Source organism: Faecalicatena orotica (genome assembly GCF_003149245.1).
Classification (GTDB): Bacteria; Bacillota; Clostridia; order Lachnospirales; family Lachnospiraceae; genus Faecalicatena_A; species Faecalicatena_A orotica.
Genome location: NZ_QGDL01000003.1, coordinates 331,576 through 350,696 on the forward strand (window position 1 = coordinate 331,576; position 19,121 = coordinate 350,696).

Below are 19,121 nucleotides of genomic sequence, written 5' to 3' on the forward strand. Positions count from 1 at the left end.
TCAAATCACCGGAAAAATCATACTTTCCGCGAATATTCTTTCATAGTTATCTGTTTCTGCCAGTTCCATATATTCCATCCGCTCTGCCAGTTCTTCCATCTCATGTTTCACTTGTTCCGATAAAAGAGTCATACAGGCACCCGTTTTCGAAGAATTGCCGACATACACAAGCCGGTCCCTGACAGCCTCCGGCAGGATTCCTGCCCCTGTTAAAGAATCTGCCGGAAGATGTGCGCCAAACTGTCCTGCAATCATCACTTTGTCCAAATCTTCCATATTGATCCGGGCTTTTGCAAGAAGCGCTTTGAATCCTGAGAGGATCGCCCCTTTTGCCAGCTGTACCTGTCTGACATCCCCCTGGGTGACAAGGAGTTCCGGTTGTTTTTGAAGTACAAACTCCCGCTTTGTCCCGTCCATGCGTATCATTTCAGAGCGGTAATCATCTTCGTCCAGTTTTTCCTTTTTTATAAAGACGCCTGTCTTTTTGACAATTCCGGTCTTCAGAAGTTCTTTCACCACCGACAGGATTCCACTTCCGCACAGGCCTGCCGCTTCCTGACCGCCAATCGTCTTCAGCAGGATTCCCTCTTCTGTGATCCTTACCTCTTCCACAGCTCCTTCCGCGGCCCTCATCCCAGAGCTGATATTCATCCCCTCCAGCGCCGGACCCGCAGCACAAGAACAGCACAGGAGCCTTCCATTACCTGCAAGCACAATTTCCCCATTGGTCCCGATATCAATAAACAGGACATTTCCTTTTTCTTTCTGAAGCTGGCAGACATAGGTTCCTGCCACAATGTCTGCCCCTATATAAGCAGAGACTTGAGGCAGACAGTACAGTGTGGCATCCTCCGGCAATTCTAGTCCGATTTCCCGTGCCATCAGTCTTCTGGCGTTCACAAATTCCGGCTTATATGGAGCCCTTCCGATGGACCTTGCATCCACTCCCAGAAGCATATGCATCATCGTACAGTTGGCAGCTACATCAATCTCTTTTATCTTCTCTTTCTCAACAGCCGCTTTCTGACAGACTTCATCAATCATAGCATTCAGGGAATCGACAATTGCCTTCTGCAGTTCCCCGATTCCGCTGTCAGGGTGGTTATATTCATAAGTAATTCTTGTCAGGACATCCAGTCCAAAATGCTTCTGTGCATTAATCATGGAAGCGTTGGCAACCTCTTCTCCTGCCGCAAGGTCTACCAGTGCCGTCACTACTGTTGTGGTTCCTATGTCAACTGCAAGCCCATATCCGGATGCAAATGTATCTCTCTGGAAATCCGGCATAAAACCGTGTGTCAGAACCTTATGGCTGCGTTCTTTTTGAAGAAGTTCCGCCTCTGCTTCCCCATGTACCTCTGTCATGCAGGACAGGCGGATTCCTGTCTGAACCTCTTCCGGCTTCAACAGCTTCTTTTCCGTCTCTGACATCGGGGAGAAGCTGCCGCCAAGTATCCTGACCCTGCATTTCCCGCAGATTCCTGTCCCGTTACACGGGTTATCTACAAAGACACCCGCATCCAGAAGAACTTTGAGAAGGTTTGCCCCCTCGGCACAGCAGATTCTCCTTCCGGTCTGTTTGATGGTGACTGACGCCATATTATGCATCCTCCTTCAGACATTCAAGAATTGCCTGTACATTTGCAAGCGGGGATTTCATTCCCAGCCCACAGGCCGGTGAGATAATGTCAGACCCGCTGTTAACGCATCCTCTGGTCAGCATCTTTACACGGTCCGGATCACCGAATTCCAGAGCATAAGTGCTTACATTCCCCATCAGGACCCGTTCCTTTAAATGCTCTTTCGCCTCTTTCATAGATACGACCGAGTCAAAGCTTAATGCGCTGCTTCTGACTTCATTAACCTCTTTATAAACAGTGCTCATCTGTCCGCATATATGGACAATAGTCCCCATCTTTTCTTCCTGCAGGGCATCCAGCAGTTTATTAATATATGTTACGGCAAATTCCCGAAAATATTTTGGTCCCAGAATCTCTCCGGTTCCGCTTGGGTCAGAAATCGCAATCACATCGGCTCCGGCCTCAATCTGGGCCCGCCCGAACACAATCAGCTGATCCGTAATAAATTCCATATATTCATGGGCCTCTTTGTTCTTCCTGCGCAACTCTTTATAGAAAACCACCGGTTCCATGACCGATCCTGCCGTACTGACTGGTCCCGTCAGATTCCCTACAACAGGGACCTCACCAGTTCCATTTTTTAAGATATGTATTGCGTCCAGAACTACTTTTGCCCTTCCCCCTTTTAGATTCACCGGTCTCAGCTTTTTCCAGTCGCACACACTTTCAATGGCATATTCTGTGACATGGGGCTCATAGACCTCAGAACCCATACTGACCTTTGCCCCCATCTCCTCTGCCTCCACCGTCATACAGAAAGGAACGCCGTAATTCTCAAAACATCCTTTTTCATAAACAGCTCTTGCAAGAGCCGCCATTTGACCTGCATCGCTATGGGCACGGGGCAGATAGACTGAAATCTCATCCATCAGCTGGGCCGTGACCATATTCATCATGCCGCCCGGGCAGATACAGGGCGGCCGGTCCGGCTTCCCGCCGCTTAACGCGCATTGTAACCGTTCTTTTGGAGTCAACATCTCACGCCCCCTATGCGATACTTAATAATCTTTTTGCCAGTTTTACAGCCTCAACCGCATTCTGGGAGTATCCGTCAGCACCTATTTTATCTGCATATTTCTGGGAAATCGGACCTCCTCCGATCATCACTTTTACTTTGTCACGAAGCTGTTCCTCCTCCAAGAGGTGGATCACGGTCTCCATTCCACCCATAGTAGTCGTCATCAGCGTGGACATGCATATAAGTTCTGCATTCTGCTCTCTGGCGGTATCCACAAATTTCTGCAGCGGTACATCTCTCCCGAGGTCTATCATGTCAAAGCCTGCCGTTTCCATCATGATTTTGACAAGATTCTTGCCGATGTCATGTGTATCACCTTCCACAACGCCAATGACACCTTTCTTCTTAGCCTCGCCCTCTTCCGGCAGATGAGGTCTTAAGACATCAAGCCCTGCATACATTGCATCAGAACAGAGAAGTACATCTGTCACAAAATATTCTTCATCCTCGTAAAGCTGGCTTGCTTTGTTCATACCCTCCACGAGCCCATGCATGATCCCGTCAAATGCCGGATATCCCGCTTCAAGATATTCCCGGGCAGTTTCTTCTGCCTCCTCTTCCTCCATTTCAACAACACACTCTGCCAGTTTTGCTAATAATTCTTCTTTTGATTTTGCCATCTTCTTTTCCTCCGCCTTTTATAAGAGTTTTACCTCTTTTATTTTTCCATTTTCCAATGTATAATGGACATTTTTAATACACATCTGACCCACAAGATCCACTTTCCCGATGACCTCTGCACAGGCCTTCCCGTATTCCATAGGACCCGTCAGTGAAACATCTGACAATACTGCTTTTCCTGTTCCAAGCAGGGCGAAAGTCGTCTTCGGACAGAGCAGAAGAAGTGTTTCTTTCCCCAGTTCCGCCCTCGCTTTCTTTAGAAATTCATATGTAAAATCCTCCACGACCTGACCGGCCATCTTCGGTCCAAGGATGTTTACCCCTCCTGATGAATCCGCATAACTTATCATATCTGCCCCATAATCTTGTGCTTCCTTCATAAACTTTAAGATTTCATTACCAAGTTTCCAGAAGACTTCCTTCATCAGCTCCGGTTTTTTCCGCATTCCTTTGAAGACATATCTGGCATCAATCAATACATTCAGTATCGTAAAAGGCCCTGACACCTGAAGCACAACGTGTTCTCCCTGCTCCCTAAGAGCCTTACAGACAAGAAGAACCTCATGGATTCTCCCCTGTGAAAAATCAATTTCCGGAAGCTTAAGCAATTCCTCCGGCGAATTGCAGATGTATTCCTTCGCCCTCGGCCCTGTCTTGTCATTACCGTAATTGATGATTCCCCCCAACGCTTCTGCCTCTACGGTATGGCAGAAAGGAAGCTCACAAAAAGATGCCCCGTCATGCTCTTTCAGAGCTTTAGACAAACGGGACATCGTCTCCTGGTGCATGTAAGCGTCAGGGAATTCCAAGCCCAGCCCCCCGGTAACTTCTGAACTAATACCTGCTGAATTATCATATGTACATTCAAAATCCTTGATTTCGCCCATTTCTTATTCCTCCCTTGTCATTTTTCTTTTACACCCGTCAGCCGATGCAGGATATTTGATATCTCTGTTTTTAAACAGAACACGCAGCGCCCTTTTATTCAGCCCGCATCCAATGATGATGATCCTATTCTTTTGTGGATGCCCGGTGCCTTTCCAGCTGTATGGCTCATACCCGCTGGCTGACGGTGTATAATCAAAATGAACCTGCCTGCCATCCTTCAGGCTGACGATTCCCTTGGCCCTCAGCACCTTTCCGTATCCTTCTTTTTTTACTTCCTTCAAAATCCCCTCAAGTTCTTCTTCCGTCATATCCTCAGAGTTTTTAATTGCTACGCTGGTAAAAACCCGGTCTGCCGGCAGGACGTCTGCAGCGATTTCATTTGGACTGTCCCCATAATCTTCTGTCATGCGGATAAGTTCTTCAAGCGCCTCATCCTCCATCTTCCGGAAGTCCCCTTCATACAGAATTGCATGCGGATTAAATTCTTTCAGGCACTCCGTCTGGGTTCTTTTTTCTTCCGCTGTCAGTTCATGCACATGACTGAGGAAGATCAGTCTTGCATGCCGGATCTGATCCAAATAAAACGCTCCGAAACAATCTGCATATTCGTCCAAAGTAGTAATATCTACTATCGTAATCAGTTTTGTAACTTTAAGGCTGACACCGTCTTTCTCCCCTGCCTTGTTACAGGCTTTTATAATATCTGAAAGCCTGCCTGCACCGGACGGTTCAATGATAATCCGGTCCGGATGAAACGTCTCTGCAATCTCCCCGATCGCGCTTCTGAAGTCAAGTGCAAGGCTGCAGCAGATACATCCGGCGTAAATCTCACGAACAGGGATGCCTTCATGCCTGATCAACTCCCCGTCCAGCCCGGTCTCCCCGAATTCATTCTCAATAACTACGGTACGCCCCCCGAGAAGAGGGATGTACTTGTTCAGGAAGGTCGTTTTTCCTGCTCCTAAAAATCCCATTCATATATAGCAGGTCTCCTGACTCGATTTCTTCCTCCTGTCCCGCCTTCCCCAGCTATAGCATTACAGGTGGCCTGAGGGACAGTCGTCCATCACACAGTAGAGCGGGCTGTTCTGGATTTTCACCAGATTCCCTTTTCAGTGCTTACGCATCACTATATACGTTACTGTACATAGTGTATCATAAACAAAATCAGCCGCCTAATTGGTATTTATAATATGAATATAGATATTTTTAATATGATGTTCACAAATCTGTATTTTCCTTTTATTCCTTTCCATCTTCTATTACTTCTATTTTACAAGAATGCTTTTTCCCTTCTTTGTCATAGCTGATTCCTACAGCCAGAATCCTTCCCGTATACCTTTGGGGCTCCCCTATTTTCCCCCTAAAGCGCAAGGCATATTTCCTGTCTTTAATCTGCTGTATAGCAGCTTCCGGCGTGGCTCCAACTTTCAGCTCCAATATAATACAGTCAGCGTTTTTGTCAGTTTCTGGATAAAAAATGAAGTCGGCATATCCTATGCCAGCCTTATCCTCCCGTTCTATCCGATAGTTGTCCCGGGCAGCAAGATAAACAAGGTTTACAACTGCTGTCAGTTCCGCTTCACTGTTATAGCTAAGAAGAGGAACCTCTGTATCATGTGCAAGTTCCAGAATCTCCACCATTGTTTCTGTATCACCTGTAAGTGTTGCCTGAAGCATACGTCTTGACTCTTTTGCCAATCGGTATATATATCCCAGGGACGGCTCTTTCTGAAGCATTATTGTAAACTTATCAAGCAACTCCCGATTTGGAATAGAAACTTTTCCGTTCTCATAGGTCAGGAAACCATATACGACCATTGCAGAAAAAATTTCTTCCCTTGTCTGAAGATTCATAGCTGTTGCCGCATATTCCCAAACCTTTACCGGAACAGCTATTCCTGCAATCATTAGTGCCAAATCATCACGAACTGCAGCAACATTGTGTTCAATATAATAAAATATTTCATCGTATGGCCCGGAACTGGTCCAGTAATTTCCAAAGTTATTATTTTTTAAAGAAGTAACCACAGAACGCGGATTATATATCCGTCTGCCGGATTTTGTGTGATATCCGTCATACCAACTTTTCATTCCTTCCCTAGTCAGGTGCTTAGGCTTTATCGCAGAATTCTCGTATCGCTCAAACAGCATGTCCGTTTCTTCCTCTGTAAATCCGAAATATTGCGAGTATTTTTCTTCGGAAGCCATCGTATACTCTACAAACATATTTAACTCCGAACCGCTGGAATACTTTGCAATAGGCAAAATTCCAGTTATATATGCCAAAAGCACATATGGGCGGTCTTTCAGGAGATTCCGCAAAAACAGAAGATAATTTTTCTTATCCTCTTCTGATGCAAAGGACTGATGGAAAATGAAATCCCATTCATCCAGCACGAAAATAAACCGTGCCGTGTCATCTGCTGCCAGAATATTCAGCAGGGCTGAGGCAACAGATGTTTCCCCCTTCATATTAACATCAGGATAAGCCGCCTTAAGGTCTGCAAGCAGCTGTTTCTCAATCCGTCCGATGTAATCGTCATAAGAATGGCAGGGCTGCATTAAATCGTTAAATGGAATATGGATGACAGGGTATTGATTCTGATATCTTCTATAACTTTCATCCTTCGCAATTTTAAGGGAATTAAATATATCCGATGAATCGTTCATCTTATTAAAAAATGTATCAATCATATTTGCCATCACTGTTTTCCCAAATCGGCGCGGCCGGGTAATGCAGATATACTCTCCTCCATTATCCACCAACGGGAACAATTCGCTTAACATTAACGATTTATCTACGAAATATGGCCTCTTTGTTTCATTTTGAAATAAGATATACGCAGTCTTACTGTCAAGATACATACCCATCGTTCAACCCCCTAATATCAATGCAAACCTTTTGCAACTCAATGTCTCTTGCTATATTATATCAGATATATTTTCTGAATCATACCTCGACTTTTCGACATCCATCATCTCCAGTAATATCGTTTTTCCAGTTGCGCTGTCTCCTCGTATGATAGTGATATTTCTTTGTATCGTCAACTCGTAAGCGACTCTGTTATCCCTGAGCTTAATTACATGCTTCCCTCTCATTTACTCACTCTCCAAATCAAAAACAGCATCTAACAATTCTCTCATATTATAACTATGGCGATTATCATTTAACATAACAGCTTCAAAATCATCTTCACCAAAATCCATATTATGCTGGAGACATATTGTTAAATCCTGCTTTTCTGCGATTTTCAAAATCCATTTTGCACAATTATCCCCGCAATTAGTGGCATTAAAAATATGCTTTTTATCTTTGTACATCAAAATCAAAGTCTTTGTCCCGCCAGACAGGTCCTTTGGTCCGATAGGGCCCCAAACAGGACATTCAATCAAACGCGGTCCGATGACTTTTGATCTGTCTACATCAGATATTATACTTTTCACAAAATCATCATTGAGCCATTCATCCTCATAAGTATTATTAAAATATACATCGCTCCGGTTAATAACATCTTCTTTATCACCATAATATATATAACATGCTTAAATTCCTTTCCTGCCACCCATATTGCGAAATTTATAAACTGTGTTTATTATAAACATATTTATCACCATAATCAATAGATATAGTTCTACAGGATTCCCCTCCTGATGCGCACTAGTTACTGTTCACGCCCTGCGGGCGCGCACAGTAACGGCATCTGCCCATTAAAAGTCGCCTGCGGCGAGGGGTGCTATGCGCCAGTGGCGCATGTTCAGCACGGACCGCAGCGGAGCGTAGACCAGATGCCCCGAAATCATCACTTTATTGGCCCCGATGCCGTGCAGCTAGGTGCACGGCACGGTGTGAACAGTAACGCGCACTATACTTAAATTCCTCAAACCACCCGCAGCACCCCTTCTCCGCGAACAGTCCCACATAGCACCCTGTAAAGGTCATCGGCATACACTCTGTGGACATCAGCTGTGTTCGTCCTGTTCCAGCCAGCGAAAGGCTTCTTTCATCACTCCCGGCAAAAAAGCGGTATTCCAGCTTATCGGACTCCACCCTGAGAAAAATACTCCCATGCCCGCTTAAATACAACGGTTCACTTTCTGTCTGCATATCTCCCACTCTTTTCCTGAGTATGACACACCTATTCCCGTTTCTTTTTGTAACTGCGAGATCATAATGGTGCTCGTTTGTATGAAAAATAGTGAGACCTGCATTCTCATATTCACTCTGTGGGTTACAGTCAACCCATACTTCAGCCCTCATACAGAAATGCTGCTGCCGCCTTCCTACGAATGTGGGGGATGCAGTGTCACTGAGAACAGCCTCCCCTCCGATAAGTTTGAGACACCCTGGCCTTTCCGTAAAACTATACATACTCATATCCGGGTTTCTCAGGTAGTTCCACGCTTTCGGAAGACCTGACGGATGAAAAGTATCGTCATCCTCTTTTACTTTATAATCCTTTGCCGGAAGTGACATCACTTCCATCTCTTTCGAAATCCTGCGTCCCTGATTGACCACTGGCCAGCCTTCTTCGTTCCATGTCACCGGGGCCAGCATGGTTTCTCTTCCCAAATGGTGGAGCATATACTGGCTTGTTCTAATCCCGTGAAAGACCATCCAGTATTCTCCGTCTGCAGTATCTGTTATGTCGCCATGCCCGACCGCCTGAAAGTGATGGAGCATTGTATCGCGGTGGGTCAGGATCGGATTGTCTGGACAGCTTTCGAACGGGCCCCACGGTGAAGCCGCCCTTGCGATGGTCACCATATGCCCATATTCGGTTCCCCCTTCGGCGTCCAGCAGGTAATACCACCCATCTTTCCGGAACATATGCGGCCCCTCCGGATATTTACCGCCGCTGCCCTCCCATATGATTTTTGTCCCTGTAAGCATCCTGCCGGTCCGGATATCAATCTGGCATTGTCCGATCGCCTGACCATCAGGGAGGTCATAGGTACTGGACAAATATACACATCCATCAGTATCAAAAAACAACGACGGGTCGATTCCACCCTGACCAACCCAGACTGGATCGGACCACTCCCCTTCAATGTCATCCGTCCATACGAAGAAGTTCCCGCCATAACTGTAGTTCGTTGCTGAAACATAAAACCTCCCATTATGAAGCCGGATTGTGGGTGCCCATATCCCGCCCGACGCTGGACAATTTTCCAGCATTGCCTGTGATTTTCTTGTCAGTACGTGCCCGATCTGCTCCCAGTGTACAAGGTCACGACTGTGGAACAGGGGGATTCCCGGGAAAAACTCAAAAGAACTGTTTACAAGATAATAATCTTCACCGCTCCTGCATACGCTCGGATCGGGGTAAAATCCCGGAATCACCGGGTTTTGATAATGAACCATATCTATCCTCCTCACACACGAATCCAGACCTGCATTTCACCGGGGGTTCTGTTTCCCCACACAAAGTACGGCACGGCAATGATATCTGTTTCTTTCTCTCGTAATACATACGGGCGGTACAACTCCCCTTCCCAGTTCTCCTCCAGTGTCCTGTAACCTTTAGCCATAACCACGGGTATGCCGCCGGGAAGTCCGATACCTCTGACCGTCTTAAGCCTGCTTTTCGCATCCAGTCTTATGGCTGAAAGGTTTTCCCCGTTGTCTTCCTGTTCCAGACAATATACAACCGGTCCTTTTTGAATCGCAGCTTTCCCCGCATCCGCCCTGACTTTCGGATTTGCCTGTATCAATTTTGCCGGCATAGAAAGAAACAGCCGGATTTCCCCTCCTTTTGCAACTGCTTTTTCAAGATACGCATATCCCTTTTCCATCCTGTATGCGACTGTTTTCCCATCCGACTGTATCTCGAAGCTCTCACACCAGCCCGGTATACGCAGGGCAATCTGGCAGGCACAGTCTGGTACTGAATGAACTGTTATTTTGATTTCTTCTTCCCACGGGTAATTGCCCTCCTGACGTATCTTATATTCTCCGGAATCTGTTTTTACACCGGCTTCCCCTGCTATATAGAGATGTACAAACAGGGTATCTCTGCCATAAGAATAGATATATTGTCCGAGTGATGTCAGGAGTCTGGCAATATTGGGCGGGCAGCACGCACATCCGAACCATGTCTGGCGGACAGGCTTTACGTGCCTGCGGTCCGGATTCTTTTCATTCGCTTCCGGCCAGACTTCCAGAGGGTTTACATAAAAAAAGTGTTTCCCGTCACGTGACATGGAACCTAAAATTACGTTATACAATATTCTTTCGATGACATCCCCATAGTTTCCGTCCATATCTGTCTTCTGCATCCGATGTGCAAAAAATATCAATCCGACAGATGCGCAAGTCTCTGCGTATGCAGTCTCATTCGGGAGGTCATAGTCAAAAGTAAATGCTTCCCCGGTATGGGTAGAACCTGCCGCCCCTGTAATATACATCTGACGGTTCACGACATTTTCCCAGAGATGCCTGCAGGAAAGGAACATCTCTTTATCTTCCGTTATTCTCGCAACATCTGCCATCGCAGCATACATATACATTGCCCTCACAGCATGGCCCACGGCATGTTTCTGGCTGAACACAGGCATATGGGACTGGTTGTAGGAAAGGTCCGGAGGATCTGAGGGCAGCCCCGTTTTAAAGGTGCTTTTATTTCTCGTCCCCTCCCATTCCTGTACAAAATAATTGGGTTCCTTCCCCCGCTCTTCCAGAAAGTAACGGCTAAGACTGATATATTTCTCATTTCCTGTCACTTCATACAGCTTAACCAGTGCCAGTTCTATTTCCTGATGTCCCGGATAACCTTTTGGCATACTGGGTGCTGGTCCGAACTTTTCTGCGATATTGTCCGCACACCGGCACATCACATCAAGCAGTTTTCTTTTTCCCGTTGCTTTATAGTAGGCGGCTGCTGCCTCTATCATATGTCCGGCACAATACATTTCATGGCACTCATAAAGGTTCGTCCATTCCTGTTCCTTCCGGCCGATCGAAAAATACGTATCTAGATAACCGTCTTCCTGCTGTGCCTGTGCTATGACATCTATAATTTCATCTATCACATTCTCCAGCTCCGGTTCTGCTTCACCTTCCAGACTGTATGCCGCGGCTTCCAGCCACTTTGCCAGATCACTGTCCTGAAAGACTTCCCCATAAAACTCGCCTTCCTCCAGCCCTGCCGCGATTCTAAAATTCTGTATGGCATGGCTTAACTCTACCCCCGGCATCCTGTCATTTAATATTTCCCATTGATATGGGAGCATTGTATCCTTCACCAGCTCTATATAATGTGACCAGAAATCATCCCTGATCCCCACATCACGGATTTCCGGCGCCCTGTAGACTTCCGTTATTCCCATATTTCTTCTCCTCTTTATAAAATTTTATCCCGGAGCCGTCAGGTTCCGGGATATTATATTCCAATACAGCTAAATCATCCTGAAATCCAGTTTCACTGCCGCATCCTTCTTAAGTTCTAATTCAAATTTACTGCCGCATTCCCCGTACACGTTACCATCTATCCTTAATTCTTTATATCCCAGAGGGAAGGAAAACTCTATCGTCTGATTTTTCATGGATGAGATTGTAGCAGACGCCTGTCCGCTCTCCAAATCCCACCCCATTTCCTCAATCTTGGCAAATGTATACAGCCAGACCCCGTGCAGGCTTCCCTTACTCAAATCTTTCGGCACTGCCGACAGCAGTTTAATAAATCCCTTGTCTGAATACACCAGCATTTCCAGAATCATGGCCGGCATTGCGCCCAGCAGGTCCGGGCAGAATACCCGGTACGGGTAATGCACAGTATTCAGTGTCCGGGTTACATACCCATGCTCCATCAAAGTCCTGAAATTATGCATTGCATCCGGGAGATCCCCCAGTCTTACGGCTGTAAAATATCTGTGGATAACTCCATGTGCAGAATCATCCTGATGGCCGCGCTTCCTGTTTGAAAGTATAAATGGTTTGACGAGCTTTGGTGTTTTTTCCGGTGAAATTGCCCGTCCCGGCCAGATATCATAATGATGGGATACATGTCTGTGGTCATAATTCTCCCCAGAATATTTAAAGGACCACTCCTTAACCGCCCCGTCTTCATCCATCAGATAATCCGGCAGTTTGCCTCGAAGTTCCTTCCACTTCGGAAGACCCGGTTCATCCAGCCCCAGAATCTCACACGCCTCCAGCAGGTTGTCCAAAACCTCTCTGCAGACCATCACATCCATCAGAGAATTCACATTCATCGCATAAACATTTTTCGGGAATGGAACATGATAGTCATTCATGGACGGATCTTCCGGTGAATAACTTGGATAAAACAGTACCTTTCCATTCTCATCTACATCGGAAAGATAATCCTCGTAAAACAATGCAATTTCCTTCAGGCCCGGCACGACACGTTCCCGTAAGAACTTCTCATCCCCGCTGACCAGATAATGCCCCCAGAACTCATTGTATATCCATCCCAGACACGCAGTCCAGCAGTAGTGGGGATATACGATGGAGAACTGGTAGAATTTACCGGAATTATAATCACAGTGAATATTTCCAAGTACTCCCCTAGCCCCGTAAAATTGTTTGGCATTCAGACGGAAATCATCAAATTTTTCTTCGTAGAACCTGAAATAAATATCCATCATTTCCGGCAGCCCGGTCATATTGCCGGAGCATACCTGCAGGTTCGTGTTAATATTATGCTGGAACAAAGACGGCGGGTCATCCCCGGTATCCGTAATCAGGAAAAACCGCCCCATATCATACAGCTTTTCCAACATCATGGCACTCAGTTCCCCGCCTCCATGCTGTTCATTCAGCAATTCCTCCGCGGACAGCGCCCAGTCCCCGCCAAGCCTGACTTCGGAGCGTTCCATCAGCGGGGCAAGGTATATCCGGTTGGCAGAGAGCATATCCTCATATGAATCCTGAATCTGCCTTACCTCTTCAAGAACCCCTGCTGCCAGCGAATGGCGGTATGCTTCTTCATACTTGACAGTGCGGGACAGAATCGTAACCTGATGTGCATTTTTAACCTGTATGTAACCGCCCTCCCGGTAAGATGTCTCACCATCAGTACGGACGACAGAACAGCAGCAGTACCCGCGTTCCCCGAACTGTGGGTCATATGCCAGAGATACCGTGCAGCTGTCAGGTGACGTCGTAATCTCCACATCACTTCCTTCAATTTCATACATGTCGTTATAAGTAACAAGCACGAACTGATCAAAGTGGTCCGGATTGTCATAACCGCCCGGAGCGACAAAACGCATGTCCACGTCAAGCGCTTCTCCGTTTAAGCGTTTCATTTCCTGTACTGTCACTTCTTTTTCGAATGAAACAAAGGACCTCCTGAGAATTCCCCCGTTATCATCCTCGCAGCGTACAACTGCCTCCCCCGACATCATATCCAGATACCGCAGATAGTCATGGCAGTTCCTGCCCTCTTTTATATCCGTCAGCAATTCAATCACGGAATGTAGCCGGGGATGTAGCCGGGGAAATTCAACGCCGAACGGACGGCTGTCAATCCATTTATCATACCCCGCGTCTTTTGTCGCCTTATCCATTACTTTCGCTGCATCTTCAAACCGTCCCTGCTTTAAAAGCTTCCTTGCCTCCGGAATCGCATAGGCCACATCCGGAGGATCAGGAGTGTCCTTCCAACGCATATCCATAATCCGTTCGCGCCGGTAAATCACGCGTTCATGATAAGGATTCCCCACAATGTCAATCCGCTGCCTGCCGTTTGCAGTCACAAGGACATCTTCATCCGCTTTTGCGGGATACAGGCTGCTCACACTTTTATAAGGAAGAAGTGTGCGTCTTTTCCCAATTCCCATAGGTGGATATTCTAATCCGAATTCCACTGCTTTCATACCATAATTACTCATAGAAGCCTCCTTTTCGTTCCTGTTTCTTGAACAAATTATACGTCTGAAATGTTTTATGGTAAATGGAATATACTAGACTCGAAGGAGGGAATATTTTGAACGTATGGGGCTAATTTTCGTCCTTCTTTACCTGTGTTTTATAAACGAGCGGACTGACGCCAAACTGTTGTTTAAATACCTTGCTGAAATAATACTGGTCACTGAACCCCAGCATCTCTGCTATATCTTTTACCCTCATATTCTGGTATTCATCCAGCATTTTTCTGGCTTCTTCGATTTTGATCCTGTTATAATAACTGATTGGGGTATCGTTGTAATATACTTTGAAAATTCTGCAGATATAGGAAGGGGAAATTTCAAAGTAATCTGCGATTTCCTGAAGCGACAGGTTCTTGTAGAGATTCGTCTGCATGTATTCTGTCAGTTTACAGGCAATCTCAATGGAAACCCCGTTCCTCTCCTCTTTACCCGCCGACAAGAAATCTGCGTATCCCTGCAGACACTCCTCTAATTCCTCATACTTTCTACAGTCGTTCAGCATTTTATCTGCAAGTGTTCCCGGTTCTTCCGCCAGTCCCAGACTTCCACCCGCTGCAATGAATATTTCATCCAGAAGCGTCTGGAGGAATTTTCGCAGTATCACGACCGTATACTGCTTTTCCTCCCAATAAAGGATACTTTTATGGATTTCTTTCCGGTAATCATGAACTGCCCTGTTTTTGAGAATCCGCTCCATTTTTTTCCGGAATACCTCAATTTCCTCTTTCTGCCTGATATACGCCCCTCTTTCTTCTGGATTACCGTCGTCTTTATATACCCTGCTTGCATCCAGCATAACCAGCCTTCCAAGATGGTTGGAAAGCCGAGTGTACTGGGTATTGAGGCTGCCGATGTCCTTCAGCTTTACGGAACAGATAATGTTGACGCGTGTATACTTCTTTCTCAGTTCTGCCAGTAGCAGACCCGCCTGCTTTGTGATTTGCTCTGCCGAGATTTGTTCCAGATCAAATATCACTATTTTCTCACTGTTTAATTTTGTGTTCACAATCCTGAAAGCTGAAACTGCACAGTTCTGTTCCATAATTCCGCTGACAATTTCCTTTGATAACGGTGCCGAATACTGTTGGAAAAAGCCTACCCGTATCAGTGCAGCCACATACTGTTCTGGGATCTGTCTGTCATTGACTAAAATTCCTTCCTGAATGATTTTCTGCAAAACCTCCTCTTCCTTCTGCACTTTATGACGGTCTGCCTCCTTCGTCAGTTTTTTCAGAATATCCCTGAACTCCACTGCATCCACTGGTTTCATAACGTAATCATCAACCTGCAGCATAAGGGCTTCATGGGTAAATGTAAAATCTGCATATCCGCTGATGATGACGCACTTCACCCCTGCATACATCGCCTTCGCCTTTTGTATGAGTGTCAGTCCGTCTATGACCGGCATTTTAATGTCTGTTATAATGATATCCGGTTCATAATCTTTCAATATTTCTAATGCGGTTTCCCCGTCATATGCAGTTTTGATAAAAGAGTCATAACCGGCTTCCTTTATCAGGCGGGCAATGTCCCTTAAGATCACTTTGCTGTCCTCTGCCACCAGAAATTTATACATTCCCATTCCTCCCATCCGCTATCTTCCCGTTACTATTCAGGTTTTTCCACATCGCCCGTATCACACCTGCCGCTCAGGCGGACGGTGGAGCCCTCTTCCGGCGCATGATTGAATATATGAAATTCAAACTCCCCCTCAAAAAACAGTTTCAGGCGCAATACCGTATTTAATATTCCCATCCCTCCCAGTCCCGGTTCGTCATCACTTTTTGTTTCCACATCCAGTGCCAGACTTTCATCCTGAAACCGGTCCTCTATTTCTTTTATCTTTTCTTCTGAAAATCCTTTTCCGTTATCTTCGATTTCGACAGACCAGCTTCCCTCCGATATCCTGGCTGTAACCGAAATCTGATAAGGTGGCTTCCGGCCTTCAAATGCATGCTGTATCGCATTCTCTACAAAGGGCAGGATGCTCAGACGCGGGATTTTTATTATTTCTGCTTCCTTCTGTATATTTATATGGTAATTTAGGAAATCTTCATAATACTGCTTCTGCAGTGAAAGATAATTTGTAATACATTTTATTTCTTCTCTCAGCTCCACTTTGTGCGCATTGGAATTTACCGTATACCTCAGCATATCTGAGAGCTGTTTACACATGATGCGGGCATCGTCAGTACGTTCCTCCCCCGCAGCGATGCTGATAGAATATAGTACATTATGGATGAAATGCGGTGAAATCTGCGCCTGGAGTGCGGAAAGTTTTGCCCTCGTTTCTGCCTTATTTGACTCAATTTCCCTCTGTGCGCTCATTTTCAGATCATCCAGTATCTTCTGAAAAGCATCTTTAAGTTCAACAATTTCATTATTATATACATTCTCAATCGAAAGCCCCATGTTATCATAAGTAACAGCCAAAACACTATTGCGGAGATCCGAAAGAGGTTTTACCAGCATCCTTGAGGAAATCACAACCATTAATATTGCCGCCAGTGTTACACAAACAAAGAAGATCACGGTTGTATGCTGCAGAAGCCGCATAGAGGAATAAATGGTATCTTTCGGATATTGTATGTATGTCTTAATGCCGGAATAGTCCGAGGCGGCATAGAAATACATATGATCCCCCACACTGAACATACTATTTTTCTCATCCGCCGGACTACTGCTTAATACCTGCTGTACATTTTCAGTAACCGGGCTTGACGGATATACAATATCTCCCCTGTCGTTCATAAGCATGACATTTCCGATACGATTGATGTTACAGATTTCGTCCAGCTTTTTGTAATCCGACTGAACTTCTATGTAACCATACTGGTTCGCACCCACATCAAAGATAGCCCTCATAAAGGATATCGACGGCTCTCTGTTTTCCTCCACAGTTCTTCCATTGTCCGCATAGATAACCAGTTCTTTGTTTTCCAGCTTCTTTGCATTACCGTCTGTCTGAATCGCTGCCTCAAAATTACTTTGATTCTGGTTATATACATAAGAAAAAGAGCCATCCTGACTATACAGATATACATTTACATGCGGAAATGAGGGGCAGGGTAATCGCATTAGATACAATCGAAGCGATTTCCCTGCCCCTCTTCAGTTCCTCATAATCTGTCAGCACTTGCGGATTGCTTTTTACATCCCTCATTATTTTCAGCAGTCCCGGGTCTGAGATTAATTTTTTTGTAATGTCATCCAGTTTTTCAATATAGGTGTCTGCATTTTCAGACACCTTCAGGCAGAGCTGCATATCATTATAGGTTGTCTCTTCTTCAATCTGTCTGAATATATGCATACGGATAAACAGACTGAATGATGCAGCTGCAAATATAATGATAATTGAAAATACGGCATAAAGTTTGGTCCTGAATTTAAAGTTCATACTGCTTTCCTCCTGTTCCTTATCCCTTCACGGCCCCTTCTGTCAGTCCGCTTATGAATTGTTTCTGCATAAACAAAAACATCAGGATGACGGGAAGTGCTGCCAGCGTCAGGTCTGCAAACACAAGATTCCAGTTGCTGCCGCCGTACATTCCAAAAAACTGGTAAACAGAAAGCGGCAGTGTCCTCTTTGACGGGTCATTCAGGAAGTAGAGAGGTATATTAATTTCATTCCATATTCCTGTAAATAAAAGAATCAGTACGGTAATGTTGCAGGATTTCAAAAGCGGGAGAATAATATGGAAATAAGTCTGTAATGTAGAAGCCCCCTCTATAAATGCAGACTCGTCTAAAATCCGCGGAATCCCTTTTATAAAGCCGGTATACAGAAAGCAGCTGAACGGTATATTAATTGCCGTATATAAAATAATGACATTCAGATAGCCGCCGTAAATATCCAGTACGGTAAACAGTCGTATTGTAGGCATGATCTGCATCGGTATGATGGTTCCTATAAAGAAAAAATAATACAGGAATCTGGAAAATCTGCTGCTTCTCCTCGCAAGTATAAACGACGCCAGTGAACTGACCAATATGGTAATTCCGGTAGAAATAACGGTAATAAAAATACTGTTTTTAAAAGCCAGCAATAATTTTCCCTGTTCAAATACCGCCTTGAAATTTTCAAACAGCCATTTTTGAGGCAATGCCAGATCAAATGCCGTCACTTCGGCCGAATTCTTGAATGCTCCCAGCAGCATGATCAAAAGGGGGATAAGAATCAGCAGCGATACAAGAATCATCACCACCTGTAACACAACCCTCATAAGACGTTCCTTATGTCTTGTACTCACTATTCTTCCACCTCCCTTTTCCTCATATTATACAGTACCGGGATGCAAATAATTGATACAAATATTGCCAGTGTCACATTCAGGGCCGTCCCTAGTCCCCACTGCCCTCTTCCGAATTTTGAGAATACCTCCAGCGCGATTACCTGGGATGCATTCCCCGGTCCCCCGTTCGTAAGTGCATATGGTTCACTGAATACTTTCAGCCCGCCAATCAGGCTCAGAAGCATGTTAATGTTAAATGCCGGCGCCAGCATTGGGAATGTAATACTCTTAAAACGCTGCATGGCTGTAGCCCCGTCTATCTTGGCCGCCTCGTAATAGGATTCAGGTATGCCCTGCAGGCCTGCCAGATAGACGACCATATGGTATCCGCTCCATTGCCAGATAGATACCCCGGCAATGGAAATCATTACGATCTTTGTATCTACCAGCCATCCCTGCTTCAGAAATCCCAGACCGATATTCCCCAGAAAATCATTCAGTATACCATTCGGATGAAGGATAGGGACGAATACGAGCCCGATAATGATCGTAGAAATGACACAGGGCAGGAAGAAAATGACCCTGAAATATCCTCTGAGTTTCATCTTTGTATTCACTGCCAGAGCCAGAAGAAGTCCGTTCACGTTCTTTCCGATTACGACAATAACAGCATATAAGAAAGTATTGTATATTGCATGTTTTAATTCACTGCTTTGAAAAATAGTTTTATAATTATCAATTCCTACAAAACTGATGGCATCTTTCCCTATGGTCCAGTCGGTCAGGGAATAATAAATACCATAAATGCTGGGAGCCACAAAGAAA

The 19,121-nt window shown here is 45.3% G+C and carries 15 protein-coding genes and 1 riboswitch; all 15 genes read right to left on the reverse strand.

The genetic code is table 11. The features are described 5' to 3' along the window. On the reverse strand, window positions 1-1,599 hold the full coding sequence (locus A8806_RS07250) for an ASKHA domain-containing protein (RefSeq protein ID WP_109730514.1): 1,599 nt from the start codon (window positions 1,597-1,599) through the stop codon (window positions 1-3). A 1-nt stretch (window position 1,600) separates the two neighbouring features. Next, window positions 1,601-2,617 (reverse strand): methylcobamide:CoM methyltransferase MtbA, encoded by a 1,017-nt coding sequence (locus A8806_RS07255; RefSeq protein ID WP_109730515.1) that lies wholly within the window; start codon window positions 2,615-2,617, stop codon window positions 1,601-1,603. 10 nt (window positions 2,618-2,627) lie between these two features. Continuing rightward, entirely contained in the window at window positions 2,628-3,278 is a 651-nt protein-coding gene (locus A8806_RS07260; protein WP_109730516.1) for a corrinoid protein, read from the reverse strand. Between the two features lie 18 nt (window positions 3,279-3,296). Then, the gene (locus A8806_RS07265; protein ID WP_109730517.1) at window positions 3,297-4,166 is read right to left on the reverse strand and encodes a uroporphyrinogen decarboxylase family protein; all 870 of its coding nucleotides are present in this window, start codon (window positions 4,164-4,166) and stop codon (window positions 3,297-3,299) included. Between the two features lie 3 nt (window positions 4,167-4,169). Beyond that, window positions 4,170-5,141, reverse strand: a complete 972-nt coding sequence (locus tag A8806_RS07270; RefSeq protein WP_109730518.1) for a CobW family GTP-binding protein — start codon at window positions 5,139-5,141, stop codon at window positions 4,170-4,172. Next, window positions 5,133-5,316, reverse strand: a riboswitch (cobalamin riboswitch). It overlaps the preceding gene by 9 nt. Before the next feature lie 93 nt (window positions 5,317-5,409). Further along, window positions 5,410-7,041, reverse strand: coding sequence for an AAA family ATPase (locus tag A8806_RS07275; protein WP_109730519.1), 1,632 nt, complete (start codon window positions 7,039-7,041; stop codon window positions 5,410-5,412). 228 nt (window positions 7,042-7,269) lie between these two features. After that, window positions 7,270-7,614 (reverse strand): DUF4869 domain-containing protein, encoded by a 345-nt coding sequence (locus A8806_RS07285; RefSeq protein ID WP_416388170.1) that lies wholly within the window; start codon window positions 7,612-7,614, stop codon window positions 7,270-7,272. A gap of 361 nt (window positions 7,615-7,975) precedes the next feature. Then, on the reverse strand, window positions 7,976-9,532 hold the full coding sequence (locus tag A8806_RS07290; protein ID WP_109730521.1) for a glycoside hydrolase family 43 protein: 1,557 nt from the start codon (window positions 9,530-9,532) through the stop codon (window positions 7,976-7,978). 11 nt (window positions 9,533-9,543) lie between these two features. Beyond that, complete coding sequence (locus A8806_RS07295; protein ID WP_109730522.1) at window positions 9,544-11,496, reverse strand: glycoside hydrolase family 127 protein; 1,953 nt, start codon at window positions 11,494-11,496, stop codon at window positions 9,544-9,546. A 69-nt stretch (window positions 11,497-11,565) separates the two neighbouring features. Further along, window positions 11,566-14,025, reverse strand: a complete 2,460-nt coding sequence (locus tag A8806_RS07300; RefSeq protein ID WP_109730523.1) for a glycosyl hydrolase family 95 catalytic domain-containing protein — start codon at window positions 14,023-14,025, stop codon at window positions 11,566-11,568. 109 nt (window positions 14,026-14,134) lie between these two features. After that, window positions 14,135-15,640 carry a response regulator transcription factor gene (locus A8806_RS07305; RefSeq protein WP_181368616.1) on the reverse strand — a complete coding sequence of 502 codons (1,506 nt, stop codon included), beginning with the start codon at window positions 15,638-15,640 and terminating at the stop codon, window positions 14,135-14,137. A 32-nt stretch (window positions 15,641-15,672) separates the two neighbouring features. Then, entirely contained in the window at window positions 15,673-17,142 is a 1,470-nt protein-coding gene (locus tag A8806_RS07310; protein WP_109730525.1) for a sensor histidine kinase, read from the reverse strand. After that, entirely contained in the window at window positions 17,093-17,461 is a 369-nt protein-coding gene (locus A8806_RS07315; protein WP_109730526.1) for a hypothetical protein, read from the reverse strand. Before A8806_RS07315 ends, A8806_RS07310 begins: the two co-directional genes overlap by 50 nt. Window positions 17,462-17,480: 19 nt before the next feature. Beyond that, window positions 17,481-18,314 carry a carbohydrate ABC transporter permease gene (locus tag A8806_RS07320; RefSeq protein WP_242995978.1) on the reverse strand — a complete coding sequence of 278 codons (834 nt, stop codon included), beginning with the start codon at window positions 18,312-18,314 and terminating at the stop codon, window positions 17,481-17,483. Then, window positions 18,314-19,114 carry a carbohydrate ABC transporter permease gene (locus A8806_RS07325; protein WP_242995980.1) on the reverse strand — a complete coding sequence of 267 codons (801 nt, stop codon included), beginning with the start codon at window positions 19,112-19,114 and terminating at the stop codon, window positions 18,314-18,316. The genes A8806_RS07320 and A8806_RS07325 overlap by 1 nt, the downstream gene beginning before the upstream one ends. Window positions 19,115-19,121 lie beyond the last annotated feature (7 nt).

Bases quoted from the DNA above. Each gene is read 5' to 3' on its own strand.
- A8806_RS07250 (WP_109730514.1), bottom strand. From the start codon at position 1,599: ATGGCGTCAGTCACCATCAAACAGACCGGAAGGAGAATCTGCTGTGCC.
- A8806_RS07255 (WP_109730515.1), bottom strand. From the start codon at position 2,617: ATGTTGACTCCAAAAGAACGGTTACAATGCGCGTTAAGCGGCGGGAAG.
- A8806_RS07260 (WP_109730516.1), bottom strand. From the start codon at position 3,278: ATGGCAAAATCAAAAGAAGAATTATTAGCAAAACTGGCAGAGTGTGTT.
- A8806_RS07265 (WP_109730517.1), bottom strand. From the start codon at position 4,166: ATGGGCGAAATCAAGGATTTTGAATGTACATATGATAATTCAGCAGGT.
- A8806_RS07270 (WP_109730518.1), bottom strand. From the start codon at position 5,141: ATGGGATTTTTAGGAGCAGGAAAAACGACCTTCCTGAACAAGTACATC.
- A8806_RS07275 (WP_109730519.1), bottom strand. From the start codon at position 7,041: ATGGGTATGTATCTTGACAGTAAGACTGCGTATATCTTATTTCAAAAT.
- A8806_RS07290 (WP_109730521.1), bottom strand. From the start codon at position 9,532: ATGGTTCATTATCAAAACCCGGTGATTCCGGGATTTTACCCCGATCCG.
- A8806_RS07295 (WP_109730522.1), bottom strand. From the start codon at position 11,496: ATGGGAATAACGGAAGTCTACAGGGCGCCGGAAATCCGTGATGTGGGG.
- A8806_RS07300 (WP_109730523.1), bottom strand. From the start codon at position 14,025: ATGAGTAATTATGGTATGAAAGCAGTGGAATTCGGATTAGAATATCCA.
- A8806_RS07305 (WP_181368616.1), bottom strand. From the start codon at position 15,640: ATGTATAAATTTCTGGTGGCAGAGGACAGCAAAGTGATCTTAAGGGAC.
- A8806_RS07310 (WP_109730525.1), bottom strand. From the start codon at position 17,142: ATGCGATTACCCTGCCCCTCATTTCCGCATGTAAATGTATATCTGTAT.
- A8806_RS07315 (WP_109730526.1), bottom strand. From the start codon at position 17,461: ATGAACTTTAAATTCAGGACCAAACTTTATGCCGTATTTTCAATTATC.